This is a genomic window from Lacrimispora indolis DSM 755 (assembly GCF_000526995.1).
GTDB lineage: Bacteria > Bacillota > Clostridia > Lachnospirales > Lachnospiraceae > Lacrimispora > Lacrimispora indolis.
The window spans coordinates 2,427,328-2,447,314 of the sequence record NZ_AZUI01000001.1 but is presented as its reverse complement, the minus strand read 5'-3'; the positions used below and the strand labels follow the sequence as shown (position 1 = coordinate 2,447,314).

General features: G+C 46.7%; 16 protein-coding genes. 2 read left to right on the top strand and 14 right to left on the bottom strand.

The window, feature by feature from the left end:
• Positions 1-75 precede the first annotated feature (75 nt).
• Together K401_RS0111820 and K401_RS0111815 are read right to left on the bottom strand one after the other, a co-directional pair.
• Entirely contained in the window at positions 76-1,599 is a 1,524-nt protein-coding gene (locus tag K401_RS0111820) for a CoA-acylating methylmalonate-semialdehyde dehydrogenase (protein ID WP_330362272.1), read from the bottom strand.
• Positions 1,600-1,897: 298 nt separating this feature from the next.
• Positions 1,898-2,746, bottom strand: a complete 849-nt coding sequence (locus tag K401_RS0111815) for a class II fructose-bisphosphate aldolase (protein ID WP_024293139.1) — start codon at positions 2,744-2,746, stop codon at positions 1,898-1,900.
• Positions 2,747-3,189: 443 nt separating this feature from the next.
• Here K401_RS0111815 and K401_RS0111805 point away from each other — a divergent pair, with 443 nt between their 5' ends.
• Positions 3,190-3,966, top strand: a complete 777-nt coding sequence (locus K401_RS0111805; protein ID WP_024293137.1) for a DeoR/GlpR family DNA-binding transcription regulator — start codon at positions 3,190-3,192, stop codon at positions 3,964-3,966.
• Between the two features lie 77 nt (positions 3,967-4,043).
• Here the strand turns inward: K401_RS0111805 and K401_RS0111800 are convergent, their stop codons facing one another.
• The 3 genes from K401_RS0111800 to K401_RS0111790 are packed head-to-tail and all read right to left on the bottom strand — an operon-like array spanning position 4,044 to position 7,093.
• A complete protein-coding gene (locus K401_RS0111800; RefSeq protein ID WP_024293136.1) occupies positions 4,044-4,892 on the bottom strand; it encodes a sugar phosphate isomerase/epimerase family protein in 849 nt (282 codons plus the stop codon).
• Between the two features lie 23 nt (positions 4,893-4,915).
• Positions 4,916-6,070 carry a Gfo/Idh/MocA family protein gene (locus tag K401_RS0111795; protein ID WP_024293135.1) on the bottom strand — a complete coding sequence of 385 codons (1,155 nt, stop codon included), beginning with the start codon at positions 6,068-6,070 and terminating at the stop codon, positions 4,916-4,918.
• 3 nt (positions 6,071-6,073) lie between these two features.
• Positions 6,074-7,093 carry a Gfo/Idh/MocA family protein gene (locus tag K401_RS0111790; RefSeq protein WP_024293134.1) on the bottom strand — a complete coding sequence of 340 codons (1,020 nt, stop codon included), beginning with the start codon at positions 7,091-7,093 and terminating at the stop codon, positions 6,074-6,076.
• Positions 7,094-7,215: 122 nt separating this feature from the next.
• Between K401_RS0111790 and K401_RS0111785 the strand changes: the two genes are divergently transcribed.
• The gene (locus K401_RS0111785; protein ID WP_024293133.1) at positions 7,216-8,061 is read left to right on the top strand and encodes an AraC family transcriptional regulator; all 846 of its coding nucleotides are present in this window, start codon (positions 7,216-7,218) and stop codon (positions 8,059-8,061) included.
• Positions 8,062-8,063: 2 nt separating this feature from the next.
• On the opposite strand, the gene K401_RS0111780 is transcribed toward K401_RS0111785, so the two are convergent.
• The 9 genes from K401_RS0111780 to K401_RS0111725 all read right to left on the bottom strand — a co-directional run bounded on the left by K401_RS0111780 (position 8,064) and on the right by K401_RS0111725 (position 19,660).
• A complete protein-coding gene (locus K401_RS0111780; RefSeq protein WP_024293132.1) occupies positions 8,064-8,822 on the bottom strand; it encodes a DUF6062 family protein in 759 nt (252 codons plus the stop codon).
• A 439-nt stretch (positions 8,823-9,261) separates the two neighbouring features.
• Positions 9,262-9,951, bottom strand: a complete 690-nt coding sequence (locus K401_RS0111770; RefSeq protein ID WP_024293131.1) for a response regulator transcription factor — start codon at positions 9,949-9,951, stop codon at positions 9,262-9,264.
• A complete protein-coding gene (locus K401_RS0111765) occupies positions 9,948-11,477 on the bottom strand; it encodes a sensor histidine kinase (RefSeq protein WP_198018242.1) in 1,530 nt (509 codons plus the stop codon). Before K401_RS0111765 ends, K401_RS0111770 begins: the two co-directional genes overlap by 4 nt.
• A 218-nt stretch (positions 11,478-11,695) precedes the next feature.
• Entirely contained in the window at positions 11,696-12,970 is a 1,275-nt protein-coding gene (locus tag K401_RS0111755) for a zinc-binding dehydrogenase (protein WP_024293129.1), read from the bottom strand.
• A 37-nt stretch (positions 12,971-13,007) separates the two neighbouring features.
• The gene (gene pfkB / locus K401_RS0111750; RefSeq protein ID WP_024293128.1) at positions 13,008-13,937 is read right to left on the bottom strand and encodes a 1-phosphofructokinase; all 930 of its coding nucleotides are present in this window, start codon (positions 13,935-13,937) and stop codon (positions 13,008-13,010) included.
• Positions 13,937-14,404, bottom strand: coding sequence for a PTS mannitol transporter subunit IIA (locus K401_RS0111745; RefSeq protein ID WP_024293127.1), 468 nt, complete (start codon positions 14,402-14,404; stop codon positions 13,937-13,939). Before K401_RS0111745 ends, pfkB begins: the two co-directional genes overlap by 1 nt.
• A 164-nt stretch (positions 14,405-14,568) precedes the next feature.
• Positions 14,569-16,674 (bottom strand): BglG family transcription antiterminator, encoded by a 2,106-nt coding sequence (locus K401_RS0111735; protein ID WP_024293126.1) that lies wholly within the window; start codon positions 16,672-16,674, stop codon positions 14,569-14,571.
• Positions 16,664-18,013: a PTS sugar transporter subunit IIBC family protein gene (locus tag K401_RS0111730; protein ID WP_024293125.1), complete on the bottom strand. Its 1,350-nt coding sequence runs from the start codon at positions 18,011-18,013 to the stop codon at positions 16,664-16,666. The genes K401_RS0111735 and K401_RS0111730 overlap by 11 nt, the downstream gene beginning before the upstream one ends.
• A gap of 267 nt (positions 18,014-18,280) precedes the next feature.
• Positions 18,281-19,660 carry a PTS mannitol transporter subunit IIBC gene (locus K401_RS0111725; protein WP_024293124.1) on the bottom strand — a complete coding sequence of 460 codons (1,380 nt, stop codon included), beginning with the start codon at positions 19,658-19,660 and terminating at the stop codon, positions 18,281-18,283.
• Positions 19,661-19,987 lie beyond the last annotated feature (327 nt).

The following is a 19,987-nucleotide window of genomic DNA, read 5'->3' as shown; positions in this document are numbered from 1 at the left end:
CATAGCGCGAAAAAACACACTGCAAGGTTTATTTCACCTTGCAGGGCGTTTTTATCCATCATTGGCCGGTATCTTTTAGATCGTACCATCCCAGGTGTTCACGTTTGTGGATTCTCCGGTTTCTTCGTCGAACCACCTGCTGGTGACAACTTTGTTTTCTGTGAAGAATCGGTATCCATCCTTGCCTAAGCAGTGCAGATCTCCAATGAATGACAATTTCTTGCCGTTAAAAGGAAACATGCCCACCGGAACCGGAATCCCCACATTGATACCGATCATACCGCCGTCCGTATGTCTGGCAAACTCTCTGGCATAGTGACCGCTTTGAGTAAAGATAACAGAACCGTTTGCATATGGATTGGCATTCATGATCTCCAATCCCTCTTCAAAGGTCTTTACTCTCTTAATGCACAGCACCGGTCCGAAGATTTCTTTTTCCCCTATGCTCATGTCAGGAGTTACATGGTCAAAGATCGTCGGTCCTAAATAAAAGCCGTTTTCATAACCTTCCACTACAATGTCGCGTCCATCCAGTACAAGCTCTGCGCCTTCTTCTATTCCTGTCTCAATCCACTTTACGATGGACTCCCTATGAGCCTTATTTACCACCGGGCCCAGTTTTGTACTCTTATCATAAGCGGGTCCCACTTTAAGAGTCTTGGCCTGAGCGATGATCTCCGCAACAAGAGCATCGGCAATTCCCTCCTGTACCACTACAACAGGCAGAGCCATGCACCGTTCTCCTGCGCATCCGAAAGAAGAATTGATGATACCCGCCGCTACACGCTTGACCGGAGCATCATTTAAAACCAGGGCATGATTCTTGGCTTCGCAGAGAGCCTGAACTCTCTTGCCCGTTGCCGCAGCTGTGGAATAGATATGCATACCCACAGAAGTAGAGCCCACGAAGCTGATCCCTTTGATATCAGGATGAGTGAGAAGAATCTCTGCTTCTTTTCTGGAGCAGGTAACAATATTAATAACTCCGTCCGGCAGTCCTGCTTCTTTATACAGTTCTGCTATACGCATACAGGACTGAGGGGTAAAGGATGCTGCTTTAAGCACGATGGTATTGCCGCAGGCAATACACATGGGAGCCATCCAACCCATAGGGATCATAGCAGGGAAATTAAACGGCACGATACCGGCAAATACTCCTAAAGGCATTCGGTACAGCACCGTATCAAATCCGGCAGAAGCGTCCATCAGGCTTTCTCCCATCATCAGTGAAGGGGCACTGATAGCCTGTTCGGTTCCTTCTTTGGCTTTCAGTACATCGCCCTGAGCCTCTTCCCAGCTTTTACCGTTTTCCTTTGCCACCAGCATGGTCAGTTCGTCCATATGCTCGATGAGCAAATCTCTGAGCTTATAGAGTACCTGAACTCTTTTAATCACAGGGGTAGATGACCAGGACGGAAACGCCGCTTTCGCTGCCTCCACAGCCTCCTCCACTTCTGCCGGAGTACAGCATGGAACCTGGGCAATTACTTCACCGGTACTGGGATCATAGGCATCAGAATACTTATCTGTCATTGATTCCTTCCACTGACCATTTACAAGATACTTTAATTTTTTTACTTCTCCCATTTTTATATCCATTCCTTTCTCTTCGCTTAAGACATAATACGTTATGAAAAACAGATGCTTTAAGCGGTTTTTATTTTTTAATTTTATACATGGAACCCGGTACACTCCACTTCATGAAAAGCAGGCGGGTTATCCGGCTCTCGGACAACCGTATCTTTCTATATGCAGTCCGCCTTTTTAAGCATAAATACGAGTGCTTCGGGTAAGTAACCTTATTGTCAATCCGGCAAGTTCCGGTTCCGGCAAATATATCGTGGCCGGCAGTTTTCCTTTATTCCGTCATGTAATCGTTTCATTACATCATACTGATTTATGTAAGCGGCTCCACACATTGAAAGATCCGGATATGCTGCTTCACATTCTCATACACTCCCCGGACCATAGCTTCATTCAGCCCGAAATAATCATGTTTTCCTTCTGATTCCAGATACTTTCCAGCTTCCTTTGTAAGACTGTCAAAGCTGGCTGTTGCAATGTTAATCTTCCGGATTCCAAGGCCTATGGCTTTCCGGAAGTCCTCCGGGGTGATTCCGGTTCCGCCGTGAAGGACCAGAGGCACAGCAATCTTCTGATCAATCGCTTCCAGAACGTCAAAAGCCAGTCTGGGAGCCACCGGATAATTGCCGTGGGCATTACCGATGGCGACTGCCAGTGCATCCACGCCGGTTCTCTGGCAAAATGTTCTGGCATCGTCAGGATTTGTACAGCGGATTCCCTCATCAATGCTCCCATCCTCGCTGCCGCCCACCAGGCCAAGTTCTGCTTCTACGGTCGCTCCGTATTCCCTGGCGAGATTGACCGCTTCCAGGGTCTTTGTTATATTTTCTTCAAAGGGAAGGGTGGAACCATCCATCATTACGGAAGTGAACCCATAATCCAGAGCCTGTTTTAACACCTCAATGGACTTGCCATGGTCCAGATGAACCGCAATATCCACCTTTGCAATCTTTGCTGCTTCCACCATCATAGGCCCCATCAGAGTCAGCGGGGAATGGTGCAGACGTACTTCTGCGATCTGTAAGATAATGGGTACTTTCATTTCTTCAGCTGCTTTTACAGCTCCCTTCACCATCTCAAGGTTTCCCACACTGAAAGCTCCAACCGCCAGATTATCTTCTGAGGCCTGTTTCAGCAATTCCTTCATTTTTACTAATCCCATACCTTTTCTCCTTTATCCGGCTTTTCAATCCCGCATGCTGGGAAAATCTCCGCCATATTATTCCTTCTCACCCCCGTCAACTCTTTTCTGACAATGAAAAACTTTTCCCTTTTCAGTGCCGTAAGAAAATCACATCTCTCCTTCTTGCAGCTATCCGCTCCGGCGGCGATCATGGTATCTTCAGGCTCGTTCCTGAATCCACCGCCATTTTATCAGTGACAGCAAGAGCATTTATCTTCTGTTCACTTTATGGTGATATGTTGATTCTATTTGTGTTATCTTTTGGTCATATTCTACCATTCATTTAAAAATTAGTCAAGAAAATCTTTTGTATTTTTACTTAATTTGATCATATCTTGGTTGCTTCTTGATATTTTCTAATGTATCTGTTATAATTTCACCAGAACAGCATGCCAAAAAGCTGCCAAGTAAGGAGTACACCTATGAGAATTTCCCGAATCGATCAACTGGAACAATATATATTGGAGCACAAGGCGGCCTCCATTGATGCCCTGTGTGAAGAATTTGAGATTTCAAAAAACACCCTGCGACGGGACTTGGAGATCCTAGTCTCAAGGGGCACCGTGGAGAAGGTTTACGGAGGTGTGGTCGCATGTGAAAATACGGCAGCCATCCCAAGTCTGATCAACTTCCATGAACGTGCCGGAAAAAATGCCCAAAGCAAGCAAAAGATCGCTGCACTGGCCGCTTCCTTTGTACGGGAGCGGGATATCATATTCATTGACAGCGGAACCACCACCATGAATATTGTGGATCACCTGGCCCATTTAAACTCGGTTACGGTCATTACCAACAGCCTCCAGGTCATCAACAAGTCCATGAGTTACCCAAACATCAATGTGATCGCCCTTCCCGGATCTTTAAAAAGAGATACCGCCTCACTGGTGGGCAGTTCCTGTGTGGAATATTTGGAGGATTATAACATTGTCCGGGCATTTATGGCCTGTACAGGGCTCTCCGCCCAGGCTGGAGTCTGCAACGCTTCCACAGAGGAGTACACCATTAAGAAAACGGCATTAAAAAAGAGCCAGAAGCATTATCTTCTGGCAGATTCCTCGAAGTTTGGGCGCACCTCTCTCATGACCTTTGGAGAGATCAGGCAGTTTGATTATATCCTGACAGACCGGCTGCCTGATGATGCCTTCTGTTCCTACTGCAGAGAGTTGGGCTGCGCCATAGAGACGGCACCTGAGCAATAGGAAAGGCGTATCCCGGAGTTTCTTCCTGAACGGACTCCTGGATACGCCTTTTATATTTTAGCCTTACTCTTATGCAGTTAAATCTTCTCCAAAATGTTTCTAAGAGATTCATATGCCATGGTAAACGCTTCTTCCCCGCTCATCTTTTTCTTCTGGGAGGAATTCTGCTCCAAAGCGTTAAAGCCTGCAAAGTCACTTAAATGAGGTTCCAGGGATAAGAAGCCCTCATACCCGCCGGCTTTCAGCATCTTTAATATCTCTTCCACATGCCCGTCTCCCATGCCTGCCGGAACCACGCTTGCATCGGACCACAGGGCATCCTTTATATGGATGTAGGCGATGTAGGGCTTTAACATTTCATAAGCTTCCAGAGTATCCTGTTTGCACTGAACGAAGTTGGCAAAGTCAAAGACTGCCTTAAAATGCTCCCCATAGAATTCTTTCATGATTTCCAGGCATCGGTCCGCCATGTCTCCGTAAATATCCTTTTCATTCTCATGGAGAAGCACCACACGGTTAGCCTTTGCGTAATCTGCAAGCTGGCCCAACTGATCCATGACCTTTCCCCGGTATGGGGAGTAACTTTCATTCTCAGGCATGAAAAAGCTGAACATGCGGATGAATGGAACCTCCATCTCATGGGCGATTTCCACCGTGTGCTTGTAAAGCTCCATATGAGGGGCAAAATCATCGGTGATCTGGATCTTTCCAATGGGAGAGCCTACAGAGGACAAACGGATTCCCCCTTCCTCAAGGTGCTTTTTAATTTCCTTTACCTCGCTCATGGAATGCTCTACCAGTCCTTTCCCGTTGACCCCCCGCATCTCCACATGATGAATTTCCAGCTTCTTTAATACTTCCATCTGCTTTCCCAAATCCATATCGATTTCATCTGCAAAACCGGATAATTGAATTCCATCCCACATAATCATTTCTCCTTTTTTATCTCTTAATAGCTTCCTTCTGTGTCAAATACCACGCCTGTTCCTTCTTTTTTCCTGGATTCCCTGCGGCGCTTATTAAGCTCCTCCAAGAATAAATCCTCATCAAAGGGGATCTCAACCTCTCTTTTTAACCAGCTGGATAAATGCATGGCGTTTGATAAGGTCAGACCGTTGATCCCTTCCATGCCTTCCGCGATCAGAGGTGTGCCATGAAGGATCTTACCAGCAAATGCCTTTAAGACGCCCACATGCTGCTCATTTTCCCCGTCTGTATCAACCTCTGTCACCGTACATTCCGGGGTATCAAAACCGCCCTTTGCTGTTTTGCAGAAGGTACGCTCGTTTTCCGCCAGCTTATGAAGCAAAAGCTTGTTATTTTCGCAGACCAGCTTGCCCATTTCCAAAGTGATCTCAAACCGGTTGGTTCCCGGAGCATCTGCAGTTGTGGTGACAAAGACTCCTGTGGCGCCGTTTGGATATTCCATATAAGCCGTTACATCATCTTCCACTTCAATGTCATGCCATTTCCCGTTGTGGCAGAAGGCCTGTACCTTGCTTGGCATTCCGCAGATCCACTGGAGCAAATCCATGTTGTGAGGGCACTGGTTTAATAAAACGCCGCCGCCTTCTCCCTCCCAGGTGGCTCTCCAGCTTCCTGAGTCATAATAGGACTGGGTGCGGTACCAGTCTGTCACGATCCAGTTCACCCGTTTGATGGCGCCCAGCTCTCCGCCTGTTACAAGCTCATGCATTTTCCGGTAAATGCAGTTGGTCCTCTGATTGAACATCATGGCAAAGATCCTGTCGCTCTTTTTGGCCGCTTCGTTCATTTCCCGGACCTGCTTTGTATAAACTCCCGCAGGCTTTTCACACATCACATGAAGCCCGTGGTTCATGGCATCAATGGTCAGCTCCGGATGCTGGTAATGAGGCACTGCGATCAGGACTGCGTCACACACACCTGCTGCGATCAGATCCTTTCCTTCCTCAAAGACAGCAACCGATTCCGGCAACTTCTCCTTTGCCCATACTCTCCTGACTTCCTGGCGGTCTGCCACGGCAGTCACTTCCATCTCAGGAACCTTACCCTCCAGAATGTTCTTTAAATGGCCGGTTCCCATGTTTCCAATTCCGATAATACCAAGTCTTACCTTATCCATGTCTTATCTCCCCTCATTTCTTGCAGAATCATAAATATCCATCATGGTGTAAAATGTATTCTGAACCGAGGCTATGTCATTGAAATAGTCCCTCCCGGTATCCAGACAATCATAAAAGTCCCTGATACAGGCTTCATGGCCGTTTCCCCAATAGGTTTTTCCCAGAAGGGAGCTCTTTTTCGCCTGCCAGACTACAGGCTCCTCCTGCTCCTTTGTCTGATACCAGACAGAATTTCCTTCCAGGCGGACGAACCCGTTCTCACAGGCAAGCTCTAAGAAAACCGGTGCATCCACGGCGTAAGCAGTTGTTGCATAAAAGCTGGCACTTACCGGTTCTTCAGCCTCTGTAAAGGTCATATACGCTTCCAGGGTGTCCTCCACCTCAACAATCCCCTTTAAGTGGTGGTTATTCATGGCCGCTTCCGTTTTCACAGGCTTTCCAAGCCAGGATAAAAGTAAGTCCAGAGCGTGGATAGACTGGTTGATCAATGCCCCTCCGCCTTCTGTCTCAAGCTTTCCCCTCCAGCCGCTTTCTGTGTAATAGGGCGCATCCCTGTGCCAGGTCACAAAGGCCCTTCCGCCTTTTATCCTGCCAAGCATTCCCTGGGCTAAAAGCTCATTTACCTTTTTTGTGGTTTCATTATACCGGTTCTGGAAGCAGATACCCAACCTGCCCCTGCTTTGGTCTGAAACCCTTAAAAGCTCATTAAACTGTTCCCTGCTTATTGCAGGCGGCTTTTCCATGAACACGTGAAGGCCCTTTTTTAAAGCATCTGAGGCCATGGGCACATGGCAGTGATGAGGAGTGCAGATATGGACCACATCCAGTTCTTCCTTTTCAAGCATTTCTTCCATGGATCCATAGGCCTTTGCCTTTCTTCCTGTAAAACGGGCTGAATATTCCTCCGCCCGCTCCAGCCGGTTATCTGCCAAAGCGCAGAGGCTGACCTCTTCTATTTCATTCAGTACCATGGCATGAACTCCCCCGATGTTTCCGCAGCCGATTATCCCAACCCGAACCATGATTACCTCCTCTTTTCTTTTCCTTCTTTTTGTGGTAAATTAATTATATACTGTTTTTAACGCAATTTGTTTGCGCAGATTGAGAAGAAGTATGCGCAGATTGTCTACTTCAGGAGGACCTCATGAATAAGGAAACGCCATACCATTACAGTGAATTTTCCGAACCCTTCAGCTGTGACTTTACTACCAGCCATATGGCCGGAAACGTGGATTTTCACATGCATAACAGCCATGAAATCTACTTGCTCATAGACGGCCATATCCAGTACTTTGTAGAAAACGTCTGCTATGATATGAGCCCGGGAAGCTTGATCCTGTTTTCCAACCGGGAGATTCACAAGGCCATCAATACCACAAACCAAGCCTTTACCCGCCTGGTCATTCACGTGAACCCCGCCTTTATCCGCCCCTACTCCACTCCTGACACCAATCTTTTGGACTGCTTTCACCGTGAGCCTGCCAAAGGGAATCTGGTCCTGCTTTCAAAGGAGGAATATGGCAACCTGGTTTCCATGGCCCAGGGCCTTCATGAGGCAATAAAAAACCGCTGCACTTACGGCAGCGATTTAACGGCAATGACCACATTGCTCCAGATCCTGATTCTCATTAATAAAGCCTGGCAAAAGACAAGCTCAGCAAGGACGGCTCCAAAGCCTCACCGGGCACAGGCGATTATGAGTTATATTGACAAGAATTTAACAACTCCCATGACCCTGGATTCCATATCCCAGGCTCTTTCCCTTGATAAATATTATATCAGCCACTTATTCAAGTCAGAGACCGAAAGCAGTATCTTTCAGTACATTGTGGTAAAGCGGGTGGCACTGGCAAAAGATCTGCTGTCTCAGGGATATACAGTTTCAGAGGCCTGCCATTTGTCAGGCTTTCATGATTATTCCAACTTCATCCGCACCTTCCGCCAGACTACGGGCTATACGCCGGGACAGTTTAAGCGGTTGAGCCGGTAAACCTACCGCTGCTTATAGGCAGGATCTGCCGGATATGCGCCCCGGATCTTTTGCATCCCGCGCTGCAGGGCGTCCTTTGACTGCTTCCAATCCGCATCCTTGTTTAAGTAATCAAACTTCTCAATGAACCAGTCGATATCACCGGATATCCGCTCCATATTTTCCTCCATGAGCTTGAAAATTACGGGATAGAACTCCTTCCGTTCCCTGTCATTTAAATGCTCATCAGCCCGGCTGCACAAATCTGCAAAATGGTGGAGGCAGAATCCCTTACTCGTTTCAAGCTTTTCCCGGAAGGCAGGATCCTTTTTGTACAAATAGAAAAAGGTCGCAACATACCGCTCATAGATTTCCGAAAACCGGTCGCATATATAGCAGGTCTTTGTCTTTTCCTGGATCCAGGTACTGACGGAATTGCGGTTTCCCCCTTTTCCTGTAAGCCGGTCCTTTAAGGAGGTCTTTCCGGGAACAAACTCCTTAAATTCCTCACTCATTTCTTTTATCAGCTTTTTATAATAGGTTTTTAATATCCAGCCATTTCCCAGGGCATTGCCGTAATCAAACATCTTCTTCTGATGGATACGGCAGAAGCCTGACCGGTCTGTGGCCTCTCTTGTATCACTTTCCATATAAGAGGCACAGGAACCTAACACAAAATCCATAAGCTCCTGTTCTGCTTTTCTCTCAAGAAAGCAGAACAGGCACTCGTCATCTGCATCCATGGCGTCGTTTAAGGGTATTTCGTATAGTTTTTCTTTCATCTCTTATACCTTAGATCGGTACTGCATAAGCTGTTCCCTGTTTAACTACTTTTATAGCCATTATCGGAGAGTTTACGTACCTTGCCCTTTCATTTGTGGTAGTACGGACGTTCCATTCTACCATGAGAAAAAGTCAAAAAATCACTTGGTTAATTTCATAGACACCCCTATTATACTGCGATATAATGGATATGCTGTCAACTCTTTCCAGCAGGAAGGAGGTGTCTGCATGGAATTCTTAACTACTTTCATTCATTCTGTCGCGGCAAGTGTAGCTGGCTACTACATATGCAAATGGTTAGACAGAAAACATAAAGGCAGCTAACCTAAAATGAAATCCCGCGCACTGGCATACGCGGGATTTCTCTTTGTGACCACATGGTCTTAACTACTTTCTTAGCTACTGTTATATTACACCATTTTGGGTGTATTGTCAAGTTTACACCTTAAACCGGTACCCAACTCCCCAAATCGTCTCAATATACTGAGGCTTGGCCGTATTAAACTCAATTTTTTCCCTGATCTTCTTAATATGAACGGTAACCGTGGCAATATCCCCGATGGATTCCATATCCCATATTTTATTAAACAGCTCTTCCTTGGTAAATACATGGTTTGGATTCTGGGCAAGGAATGTTAAAAGGTCAAATTCCTTGGTGGTAAAGTTCTTTTCCTCTCCGTTGATCCATACCCGCCTGGCTGTTTTATCTATTTTAAGACCCCGGATCTCAATGATTTCATTGTCAGGAACTCCGCTTCCGATCAGCCTTTCATAACGTGCCAGATGGGCCTTCACCCGGGCCACCATCTCACTGGGGCTGAATGGCTTTGTAATGTAATCATCAGCACCTAAGCCTAATCCCCGGATCTTATCGATATCTTCCTTCTTGGCAGAAACCATAATAATGGGGGTGTTTTTTACCTCCCTGACCTTCCGGCAAATCTCAAAGCCATCCACTCCAGGCAGCATCAGATCCAGAATCAACAGATCAAAATCCTCATGGAGCGCCATTTGAAGTCCTTCTCCACCGTCATTCTCGATCTCAACCTCAAATCCGCTCAGCTCCAGATAGTCTTTCTCCAGCTCTGCTATGCTCTCTTCGTCTTCTACAATCAGTATTCTGCTCATTCCTGTATGACCTCCTGATATTTTCTCAAAACAAAATGTATCTCCGTTCCAATGCCTTCCTTGCTGGTGGCCCAGATCCGGCCTCCATGATCCTCAATAATCTTCTTAACGATGGATAAGCCGATCCCGCTTCCGCCCTGAGAAGAATTTCTGGAGGAATCTGTCCGGTAAAACCGGTCAAAAATGCTGGGCAGATCCTTTGCCGGGATCCCTCTTCCGTTGTCCTCGATCTCCACCTGGATAAAGTCTCCCACATCCTTGATCCGGATGTTGATAATTCCGCTCCTTTTATCCATATATTTCACAGAATTGCTGACGATGTTATTGATGACACGGCGCAGCTGCTCTGCGTCTGCAATGACCACCACATCTTCATCCACATAATTAAAATATCCCAGTTCAATGCTCCGGTCTTCCATTTCAAGTCCAACTTCATCCACGCAGTCCCTGAAATAGCCTGCCACATTGATCTTGGAAAAGGTATAAGGAATCTTATTGGTGTCGATTTTTGAATAAAAGGTCAATTCATCGATCAGTTTGTCCATGTCATTGGCCTTGTTGTAAATGGTGCGGATATAGCGGTCCAGCTTTTCCGGAGAGGAAGCCACTCCATCCATGATCCCCTCCACATACCCCTTAATAGCGGTGATCGGGGTTTTTAAATCATGGGATATATTGCTGATCAGCTCCTTGTTCTCCTTATCATACTCCACTTTTTCCTCTGCGGATTCCTTAAGGCGGATCCTCATCTCTTCAAAATCCTGGCAAAGCTGTCCGATCTCATCGTCATTTTCCACTTCAAGAGAGAAATCCAGATTCCCATCCCGGATCTTCTTGGTTGCAACCTGGAGCCGCCCCAAGGGGCTTACCACGGACCGGTACACCCACATCATTAAGATGGCATCGGTAAACACGATGATCATAATGATTGCCATGAGCATTTCCGCCATCATGACCTTGATCTCAGGAAGAAGGCCGTTTACATTGGAAACAATGAACACGCTTCCCTTGTTCCCGTCAGGATAAAGAAAATCCATCTGCTTTACCAGATGCTGGGTCTCTCCATCTAAGTAAATGGCGCCGTCAATGTTGCTATCCATTTCCTCGTATTTGGGAAGCTGGCCGTAAAGGCCCTGGGTGATGTGGCTGTTTCCGTCAAAAATAAGAGAATCTCCCTTTCGGACGATCATATAGGCATATTTAGATACCAGATTCTCGTTAATCTTTGCCAAATAATCCGTATCCTGAAACTGCCCCGGGTCGCTTTGAAGGATCTGGCTGATTTCCTTTTGCTCCGACCTGGTCAGGCGGTTAAATATCTGCAGGGAATTACTTGAAAGAAGGTCGATCTGCTCCGTCAAATTATAGGCCTTCCGGAACGCCTTCATCTGGTAATTGCCAAGCCCTGCAACCACTGCAAAGATCAGGACCAGGGGGATTACCGTTATGATCAAAAATGCTACAACCAGACGGGTTCTCAATTTTAATTTCACTATTCTCGTCTCTCCCATGCTCTGAAACTTCATTTATAACGAAAAATTAATATTACATAGGGGTATTATAACACACATGGACAAGAGAATTTATAAAACAATTCTAAAATTTAAGACATTGCTGCTAAATAACAGGGTTTTATCATAGAATTTTCCAATTCTGTTACTCTTTTCATTAATATTAAAAATGCTGTATCCTTTTCGCAATAAAAGGATACAGCATACATGATCATTTAATATTTTGTATTCAATCATAATTCCTTTGGATCTACTCCGAAATGGTCAAAAAGGATCTTTTCTGCTTCCCCATTCCATAATCCCTTATGGGCCTTGCAGGATTCACTGAGCTTCTTAAACAGAGGATCAGTCTTTCCCAGCTCTTCAAAATCGTCAATGGCTGTCAAAGGCATATCAAACTGGGTATAGGTAAGCTTCTTTCCACCGGGTATGGAAGGCAGATTCTTGGTCGCCTCCGCGATGCTGTCGATCCCTCCCACATGGGTTACCATAACAGCTGCTTCAATGGCTCCTTCCGCAGACAGCTGATTGGCCTCCACCAGATCATCTGTATTGCCGCCGGTGGTCCCCATAATGTGGGTGCTTGTATAGTGGCAGTTATAAAGGTTGATTTCCGCCTTAAACTGGCTGTCTGAAGGGCCAGCAAAGAAGTTCATGCAGCCGTCAAAGGCCAGAAGCTTATCTCCCATTTCCGCCACTTCTTTTACTGGAACATATACAAACACATCATCATAGCCATGGCCATGGGTGAGCGCCGTCAGTTCAGAAACAGGATCAGCCATTTTTGCTGTATTTACATAAAGAAGTTCAATTCCTCTCTCTTTTGCAGATTCTTCTGAAATCACTTCCTTTGCCCTGGCGATCCTCTCATCACTGATATCCGTAACTACGATCCGCTTTGGCTTATTTTCAAACTGAAGGCCATAGCTTACCGCTCCCAGTCCCATGGGGCCGCAGCCGCCCATGATCAGGATGTTTCCATCCACTTTTGTTCCCATGGCATGATCATAATTCCTTTTGTTGGTATGATAATTGGCATGGAAGCCGCCAATGATGCAGCTCATAGGTTCTCCTAAGGAAGCCTCAAAAAAGCTCTCTCCCGTGTATTCCAGCAGGCAGCCCAGCTCCATGACCTCATTGGGCATAATGCAATACGTACATGCGCCTCCGCAGAATTCATAAGAATATCCCGGGGAATCCAGTTTCCCCTTATAGTTTAAAGCAGGCTGCAGAGAAAACTTCTGTCCAGGCTGGAATTGATCCTGCCACTTTTTGCCCACTTCCACAATCAGTCCCGAGCATTCATGACCGATGATCACCGGATTGGTATCTATGTTTTGAGGAGCTCTTTTATGCTTTTTTCCCTGTTTTACCAGCTTGTAGGTGGACATGCAGATACTGTCACTCATGATCTTTACAAGAATCTCATCTTCATGAATCTGAGGAAGCTCAAACTCTTCCAGCCTTAAATCATCTGTGCCATACATTCTTACCGCTTTTGTTATCATATTTCCATCCTCCAACCTTATTTATCAAATTTTACTCCTAAATTTCCAGCAGCTGCACCTGCTTCACCAGTTCATCTACCAGACTGCGGTGAGGCGGCTTGGTCCCTATGCTTGTGACCGCGCCTGCCGAGGCTCCCATACATAAACGGATGCAGGTTTCAAAAGGAAGCTTTTCATCCCAGCTGTAAGCCATGGCAGCTACCAGAGCATCTCCGGCTCCTACGGTGGAATGGGCCTTTACCCGAAGCCCCGGACAACGGTACCGTTTTTCCTTAGTCAAAAACATGGCACCCATCTGGCCAAGGGAAATCACGGTCATGGCTGCTCCATGTTCCAAAAGCTTCTCCCCCATGGAAACCAGCTCCTGTTCCGAAGCCCTGTAATCCATTTGGTAATGCCGCTCCAGTTCTGAGCGGTTGGGCTTTAACATATCAGGCGCCGCTTTCAGTGATTCGGAAAATAACGGGCCGTCTGCATCCAGCAAGACCTTTGCACCTTTCCTGTGAGCCAGTTCCGTGATCCTGCGGTATATATCCGTCGGTATGCCTGCAGGTATGCTTCCTGCCAGAACAAACAGGGTATCAGGCTTTGCATAGCCCTCCAGCCTTTTAAGCAAGTCGTTTAGCTGCTCCTCTGATACCTCAGGTCCAGGCTCATTAAGCTCCGTCACCTCTCCCGTTTCTTCCACCACTTTCAGATTCGTTCTCGTCTCCCCTTTTACTTCCACGAAATCTGTCTGAATGCTTAAATCAGCCAAAACCTGTTTGATGATCGTGCCGCTGGTTCCTCCCACAAAACCAGTGGCAATGCTTTCTCCGCCTAATTCCTTAATGGTCTTGGAAACGTTGATGCCCTTTCCTCCGGCATCCAGTTCCACCCGTTTGATCCTGTTTAAATCCCCCCGTTCAAACCGCTCAATATCCACGGTTTTATCAATGGCCGGATTCATGGTAACTGTAACGATCATTAGGAACACCTCTTTCCTGTAAACATGGTATGGATCTCCTCCGCGCTGCACTTAGTAATCCGGTCCACATCAGCCGGATCAGCAAGGCATTCTGCAATGACGGCGAGTATTTCTAAATGTTCCTCCCCTGCCCCTGCAATCCCGATAACCAGCTTCACCATTTCTCCTCCCCAGTCTGTTCCGTCAGGAAATACCATAACAGCGATTCCGGAGCGCTTAATGGCCTTTTTAGCTTCCTCCACGCCATGAGGAAGTGCGATCCCATTGCCTATGTTGGTGGGAAATGTCAGCTCCCTCTTAAGCATTGCCTCTATATAGGATTCCTCCACACAGCCGCTTTGGCAAAGCATTTGCCCTACCTGCCTGATGACCGCCTCCTTTTCTCCAGGTCTGCAATTCAAATGAATATTTTTAAGTTCCAGAAGTTCTGTATTTTTCTCCTCATTCTTTTTTCCGTATCCAAACACGCGCTTACCCTCCTGTGTCAACTTTCTAAGTAAATTATAGGGGTGTCAGCTCCTCTTTTTCAATGAAAACAAAATGGCATTTGGCGCCATCAGATGGTGCCAAATCTGAAATACAGGAAAAAAGCCGGACCCTTTTGGGACCCGGCTTCTCTCGCTTTTATTCATTACATCTTATCCAGATAATGCTTGAAATATTGATTCAAATACTGGGAAACAAGGGCTCTTATCTCCTCTTTTCCCCTATATCTTACGGCTTCCAGGAATTCTTCTTCCTCGACCAGCCGTTCGCTTAGCACACCCAGTATCTCGCTGTTTTCAGCAGCATGGTCATCCTTTGGCACCAGCATGATCAAAACAACGCTTACCCCCTTAAAATAAGGGTCGCTGAAAGATTCTCCGTCTTTTGTCTGGCAGACCGAAAACACCGGCTTTGCCACGCCTTCTGTCCTGGCATGAAGCAGGGCAAAGCTGAAATCGGGAAACATCTGACTGCACAGCTCTTCCCTCTTCATAATATCCTCCTGGATCATGATCTGCCGGTCTGCATAGGAAGCCAGTTTTTCGCTGGCTGCTATCAGCAGTTCCTCAAAGGTGATCCCATTGTCCACCCTCTGATATTCCATAAACCTTATGATATTTTTAATCTGGACGGCTACAAAATTCACCTGATCCAGCTGAATGGTAAACTCCTGGTTGTCCTGTTTTTTCGGCATATATTCACACTGGCGTACCTTTCCCGCGATCCGCTCCATCTCATCAGCAGAAAGCAGAGGGCTTACATACAGGATATCAGCCTCTTCCTTAAGGGGCACCGTTGATACAAAGAAATCCGTCTTGCTCAGCACATAGGGAGACAGATCCGTCATTCCATAAACGGATAAGTCCACTCTGTCTGAAAAATCCCTGGCAATTTTGGAAGACATGAGCCGGGAGATTCCGATCCCGCTGGCACAGACGATCCCGATATTCACCTTTCTCCGGCTTTCCTTTCTGCTTTCCATCCGAACCTCCGCCGCACCGAAGTGGACGGCAAGAAATCCGATCTCCGGTTCCGGCACCTCATACCCATACCGGTCTTCGATCACCTTTGCGACAATTCTGCACCGCTCAAAAATCGCCGGATAGTCCTGCTTAATCTGTTCCAGCAGGGGGTTCTGAATCTTCATTCCGTTGGCAAGACGGACCAGGGTGGGTTTTAAATGTGCGATCAGGCCCTGGATCACAAATTCCTCATCCTGCTTTAACAGGTAGGCAAGGTTGTCGTCATAGCGGTCGATCATCTCATTGACCACTTCCCACAGTTCCCTGGACTCCTCGATCTCACTTCTTGACTTCTCGTCAATATTCAGCTGCTGGATCTTAGAGCCTTTGATATGCAGACAGATATAAGCGCATTCAATTTCCGGAATCTGAATCTGAAATTCCTCTTCCAGGGATCTGGTGATGGTCTCCGCCAGATCATAGTCCTGGTCATTTTGCAGAAAGTCCGCCATAAGAGGATTTTCCTCAATGATCTCCTGCCTGCGGATCCGGTTCACCGCGATTGCCACATGAATCACCAGCCCAAGATAGGAATCCTGGGTCAGATTGAGTATGCGCTTATCCCGTATCCTTAAAATACAGGCTGTCACCCGTTTTACAATATCGTCATCAAGGATCCTGTAAATATTCCTCTCACTTTTATTCTGAATCACCTTTAGCACGGACTGGTTCCTGTCCTCATACATTTCCTGTATGATCTCCGTATGGATGTTTTCATCAATAAACACCCGCAGGGCCCGGCGGAAATCCCGTTCGCTGCCCTCAATAAACACGCCGTACCCAGGCTTTCTCTTTATTTCCAGATGATACTTGTGAAACCATTCCTTTACCGCCTCTAAATCCGAGCTGACAGTGGCCTCGCTGACCCCGAATAAGTCACTGTAATAATACAGCTTTTTTAAGGTCTTGTCCTTGAGGATTTCCAGGATCAGCCGCTTCTGGCGTTCGATGCGGTCGGAAACATCAAGGGCATCATCTGCTTCAAGCTCAGCCTTTAAGGCTTCCATCTGATCCCGGTCCCCTTCCAGCCAGATTCCGGTCCCTGTCTTGGAGCAAAAGGTCAGCCCATACTTTTTTAATGCCCTTGGAATGTATTCCAGCTCTCTTTGTACCGTTCTTTTACTGATATGGATCTGATCTGCAAGCTGCTTTACTGGAACAGGACTCTTCTCATCCAAAAGAGCCAGGACGATCTGCTGCATCCTGGGAGTAAAATCATTACCTGCCATCTTCTCCACCTCCCATTAACCAGTTCAGAAGCTCTTTATAACCGGACATATCCGTTAAATTATCCACAGTAAAGCACGGTTTATCAATTCCTGATAAAAAACGGGCAAAATCCTTCTGACAGACAATGACATCTGCATCAGCCGGAATGCGGTCAGCCGACACATGGAATACCTCCACACCTGTCAGGCCTTCCAGCTTAAGCCTTTTCTTAAACAGAGCACCGGCCATGGCACTGGAGCCCATGCCCACATCACAGACAAAATATATTCTGGCATGTTCCATTCTCTTCGTCTTCATCTGCACCTCTTCGTTCCTCTGTATAGTTTCCTCATGGGAGACTGCTTTCCCCTTCTTTCCCGACATGATCAGACAGGCCAGCAGGCAGGTCACTGCGGCGGAAACCAAAATTCCCAAAAGAATCCCCAGCCAATGCTTTTTATCCGCCATGATCATAATGGTGATAATACTCCCTGGGGAAGCCGGACCCAACAGTCCGCTGCCGGTTATCATAAAACAGTAATTTCCCACAATGCTGCCTGCTATGGCAGCAGGCAGAAGCCTGATATTTGACAGCACATACGGAAAATAAACCTCATGAATACCGCCAAGAGACTGTATAATGAGGCTGGAAACCATTTTCTTTCTCATGTCCCGGTAAACCAGGGCATGGGCAAGAAGGATCCCAAATCCCGGCCCGGGATTGGTCTCCAGGAGAAACAAAATGGAACTGCCTTTTGTTTTCATCTGTTCCAGCCCCAACGGAAGGAAAAAGCCGTGATTGATCCAGTTATTAAAAAAGATAATTTTTAAAGGCTCTACCACAAAGCTGATAAAAGGGATGATTCCCTTTTCTATCATAAATGATAAGCCATTTCCCAATAAAGTGATCAGCCATTCCGCTACCGGTATCAGCATGAAATAGGCCAATGCCCCTGCCAGCAGCCCCAGCATCGCTAAGTATAAGTTAGTAAAAAGCATCTCAAACCCAGCGGGAATCCGGTCCTTGATCCGGTCCAGCCCCTTCCGGCAGAGAAAACCTGCGATGCTGCCTGCCAGGGCAGACAAGATCATGGCAGAAGCAGGCTCTGTCATAACAACAGCAGAGGCGGCAAGGGTGCCGGCCAAACCGCCGACATCCCCGCCGCACACTGTGCCTGCTTTGTATCCCATAAACACCGGAATCACCAGAAAGGACAAAATATTGGACATTTCATACAGGTGCTCATTCTGGAATATGCCTGCTGAAAAGACTGGCAGCAGCCCTGCTGTCACAAACAAAGGTATGCACTCAGCGATCACTCTGCTGTAATACTTCAGTACTCTCCCTGCTAATTTCATCTATGTAATTCCCCTTTTGAACCCAATATACATAAGTTATAAGCATTGTATTATAGCTCCGCAGCGGAGCTGGTAAAACCGCAGGTTTTACCAGCTCACGGGCATTCGCCCTATGAAATAAGACTGGAATAAAATTTCTTATGTGCAAGCACAACGAAATTTTATTCCTGCCTTATTTCGCACTGCTCAACGCTTTCGTGTACATTATACCATGGTTTACAATAGGATACCAGAAAGGCTGTCTTTTTATTCTATATTTTTGCCTGTTTATTTTTTTAAGGATTCCACTAACTCATCGTATTCCGGAGCTGCCATGAAATTGGTGATCAGAACCAGCTGGGCTTCAGGATTGCTGTGAGCCGCACGTTCCTTCAATTCCTTATGAGTCACCACGATCTGGGCATCCTGGGGAATGGAGGACACCGGTGAATGAACCACCTCAATATCTCCAAGCCCTGCTGACGCCAGCTTCTTTTTCAATACGGTTGCGCCCATAGCGCTGGAACCCATACCTGCATCACAGGCGAACACGATCTTTTTAACACTTCCCCCAGATACTGTTTTCTTTTCTGCAGTCTGATTTCCCTTGGACTCCTGCTTCATTTGTTTCACTTTATCCTTAGATTCCTCCAGTTCCCCGCCTTTTCCGGTAAACCGCAGCAGAGGAAGAGCAACAACAAAGGAAACTGCAGCCGCTACAGCAACACCTGCCAGCACGCCAAAGTAACCGCCTCTTGGTGTCATTGCAAGAACAGCCAGGATACTTCCGGGAGATGCCGGTGAGGTCAATCCCACACCAAGGAGCTGGAATACAAAGATCCCGCTGGCTCCGCCTGCCATAACCGCCAGAAGTAAAAGAGGATTCATCAGGATATATGGGAAGTAAATCTCATGAATTCCGCCTAAAAAGTGAATGATAATGGCGCCGGGTGCAGAACTCTTGGCAGATCCCTTACCTGCAAGGCAGTAAGCCAGTAAAACGCCCAGTCCAGGTCCCGGGTTTGCTTCCAGAAGAAAGAAAATGGATTTTCCCATTTCTTCTACCTGCTGGATTCCCATAGGGGAAAGAATTCCATGGTTGATAGCATTGTTTAAGAACAGAACCTTGGCAGGTTCAATGAAGATACTTGCCAGAGGAAGCAGCCTATTGTCCACGAAGAATCCAACTCCTGCCTCCATTACCCGGTTCAGCACCTCAACAATAGGTACAACTCCCTTCAGGGCGATAAGCGTCAGGATGGCGCCGATGATACCCATGGAAAAGTTATTTACCAGCATCTCAAATCCGGCAGGGATCTTGTTCTCTATCTTTTTGTCAAACTGCTTGATCACCCATGCGCTGACCGGTCCTACGATCATTGCACCGATAAACATAGGAACACTGGAACCAACAATTACGCCCATGGCTGAGATTGCGCCGATCACGCCGCCTCGCTGTCCATAAACTGCCGTACCGCCCGTATATGCGATCAAAAGCGGCAGCAGCATGCTGGCCATAGGGGAAACCAATGCCCCCAGCGTCTCATTGGGATACCAGCCGGTGGGAATAAACAATGCCGTAATCAGTCCCCATGCAATAAATGCACCGATATTGGGCATTACCATACCGCTTAAAAAGCGGCCAAATACTTGTACCTTCTCTTTCATATTTACATACCCTCACTTCATTATATAGTATTTACTGTGTGATCCGTGGAAGGTATGATTGGCCAATCAATTCCTTTTCATAGCCTTATTATAATCAATATGAGCTTCAGATTTCAACACGAAGAAACTGGGATTTGGCGCTAGTTTTAGTGCCAAATATTAAAAAAATATAAAATCTTTGTCCTATTCCCTCTTAAGCCTCTCTTACAACCGGCTTCAAGGCCTTGTACATAGGGACTTCTCATAAAAAATCAGCCTTAAATCAGTCTTATGGAAATCAGCTTTATAAGATTTGATCTCATGGGGAAAATGGGAGAAATAAAGCTT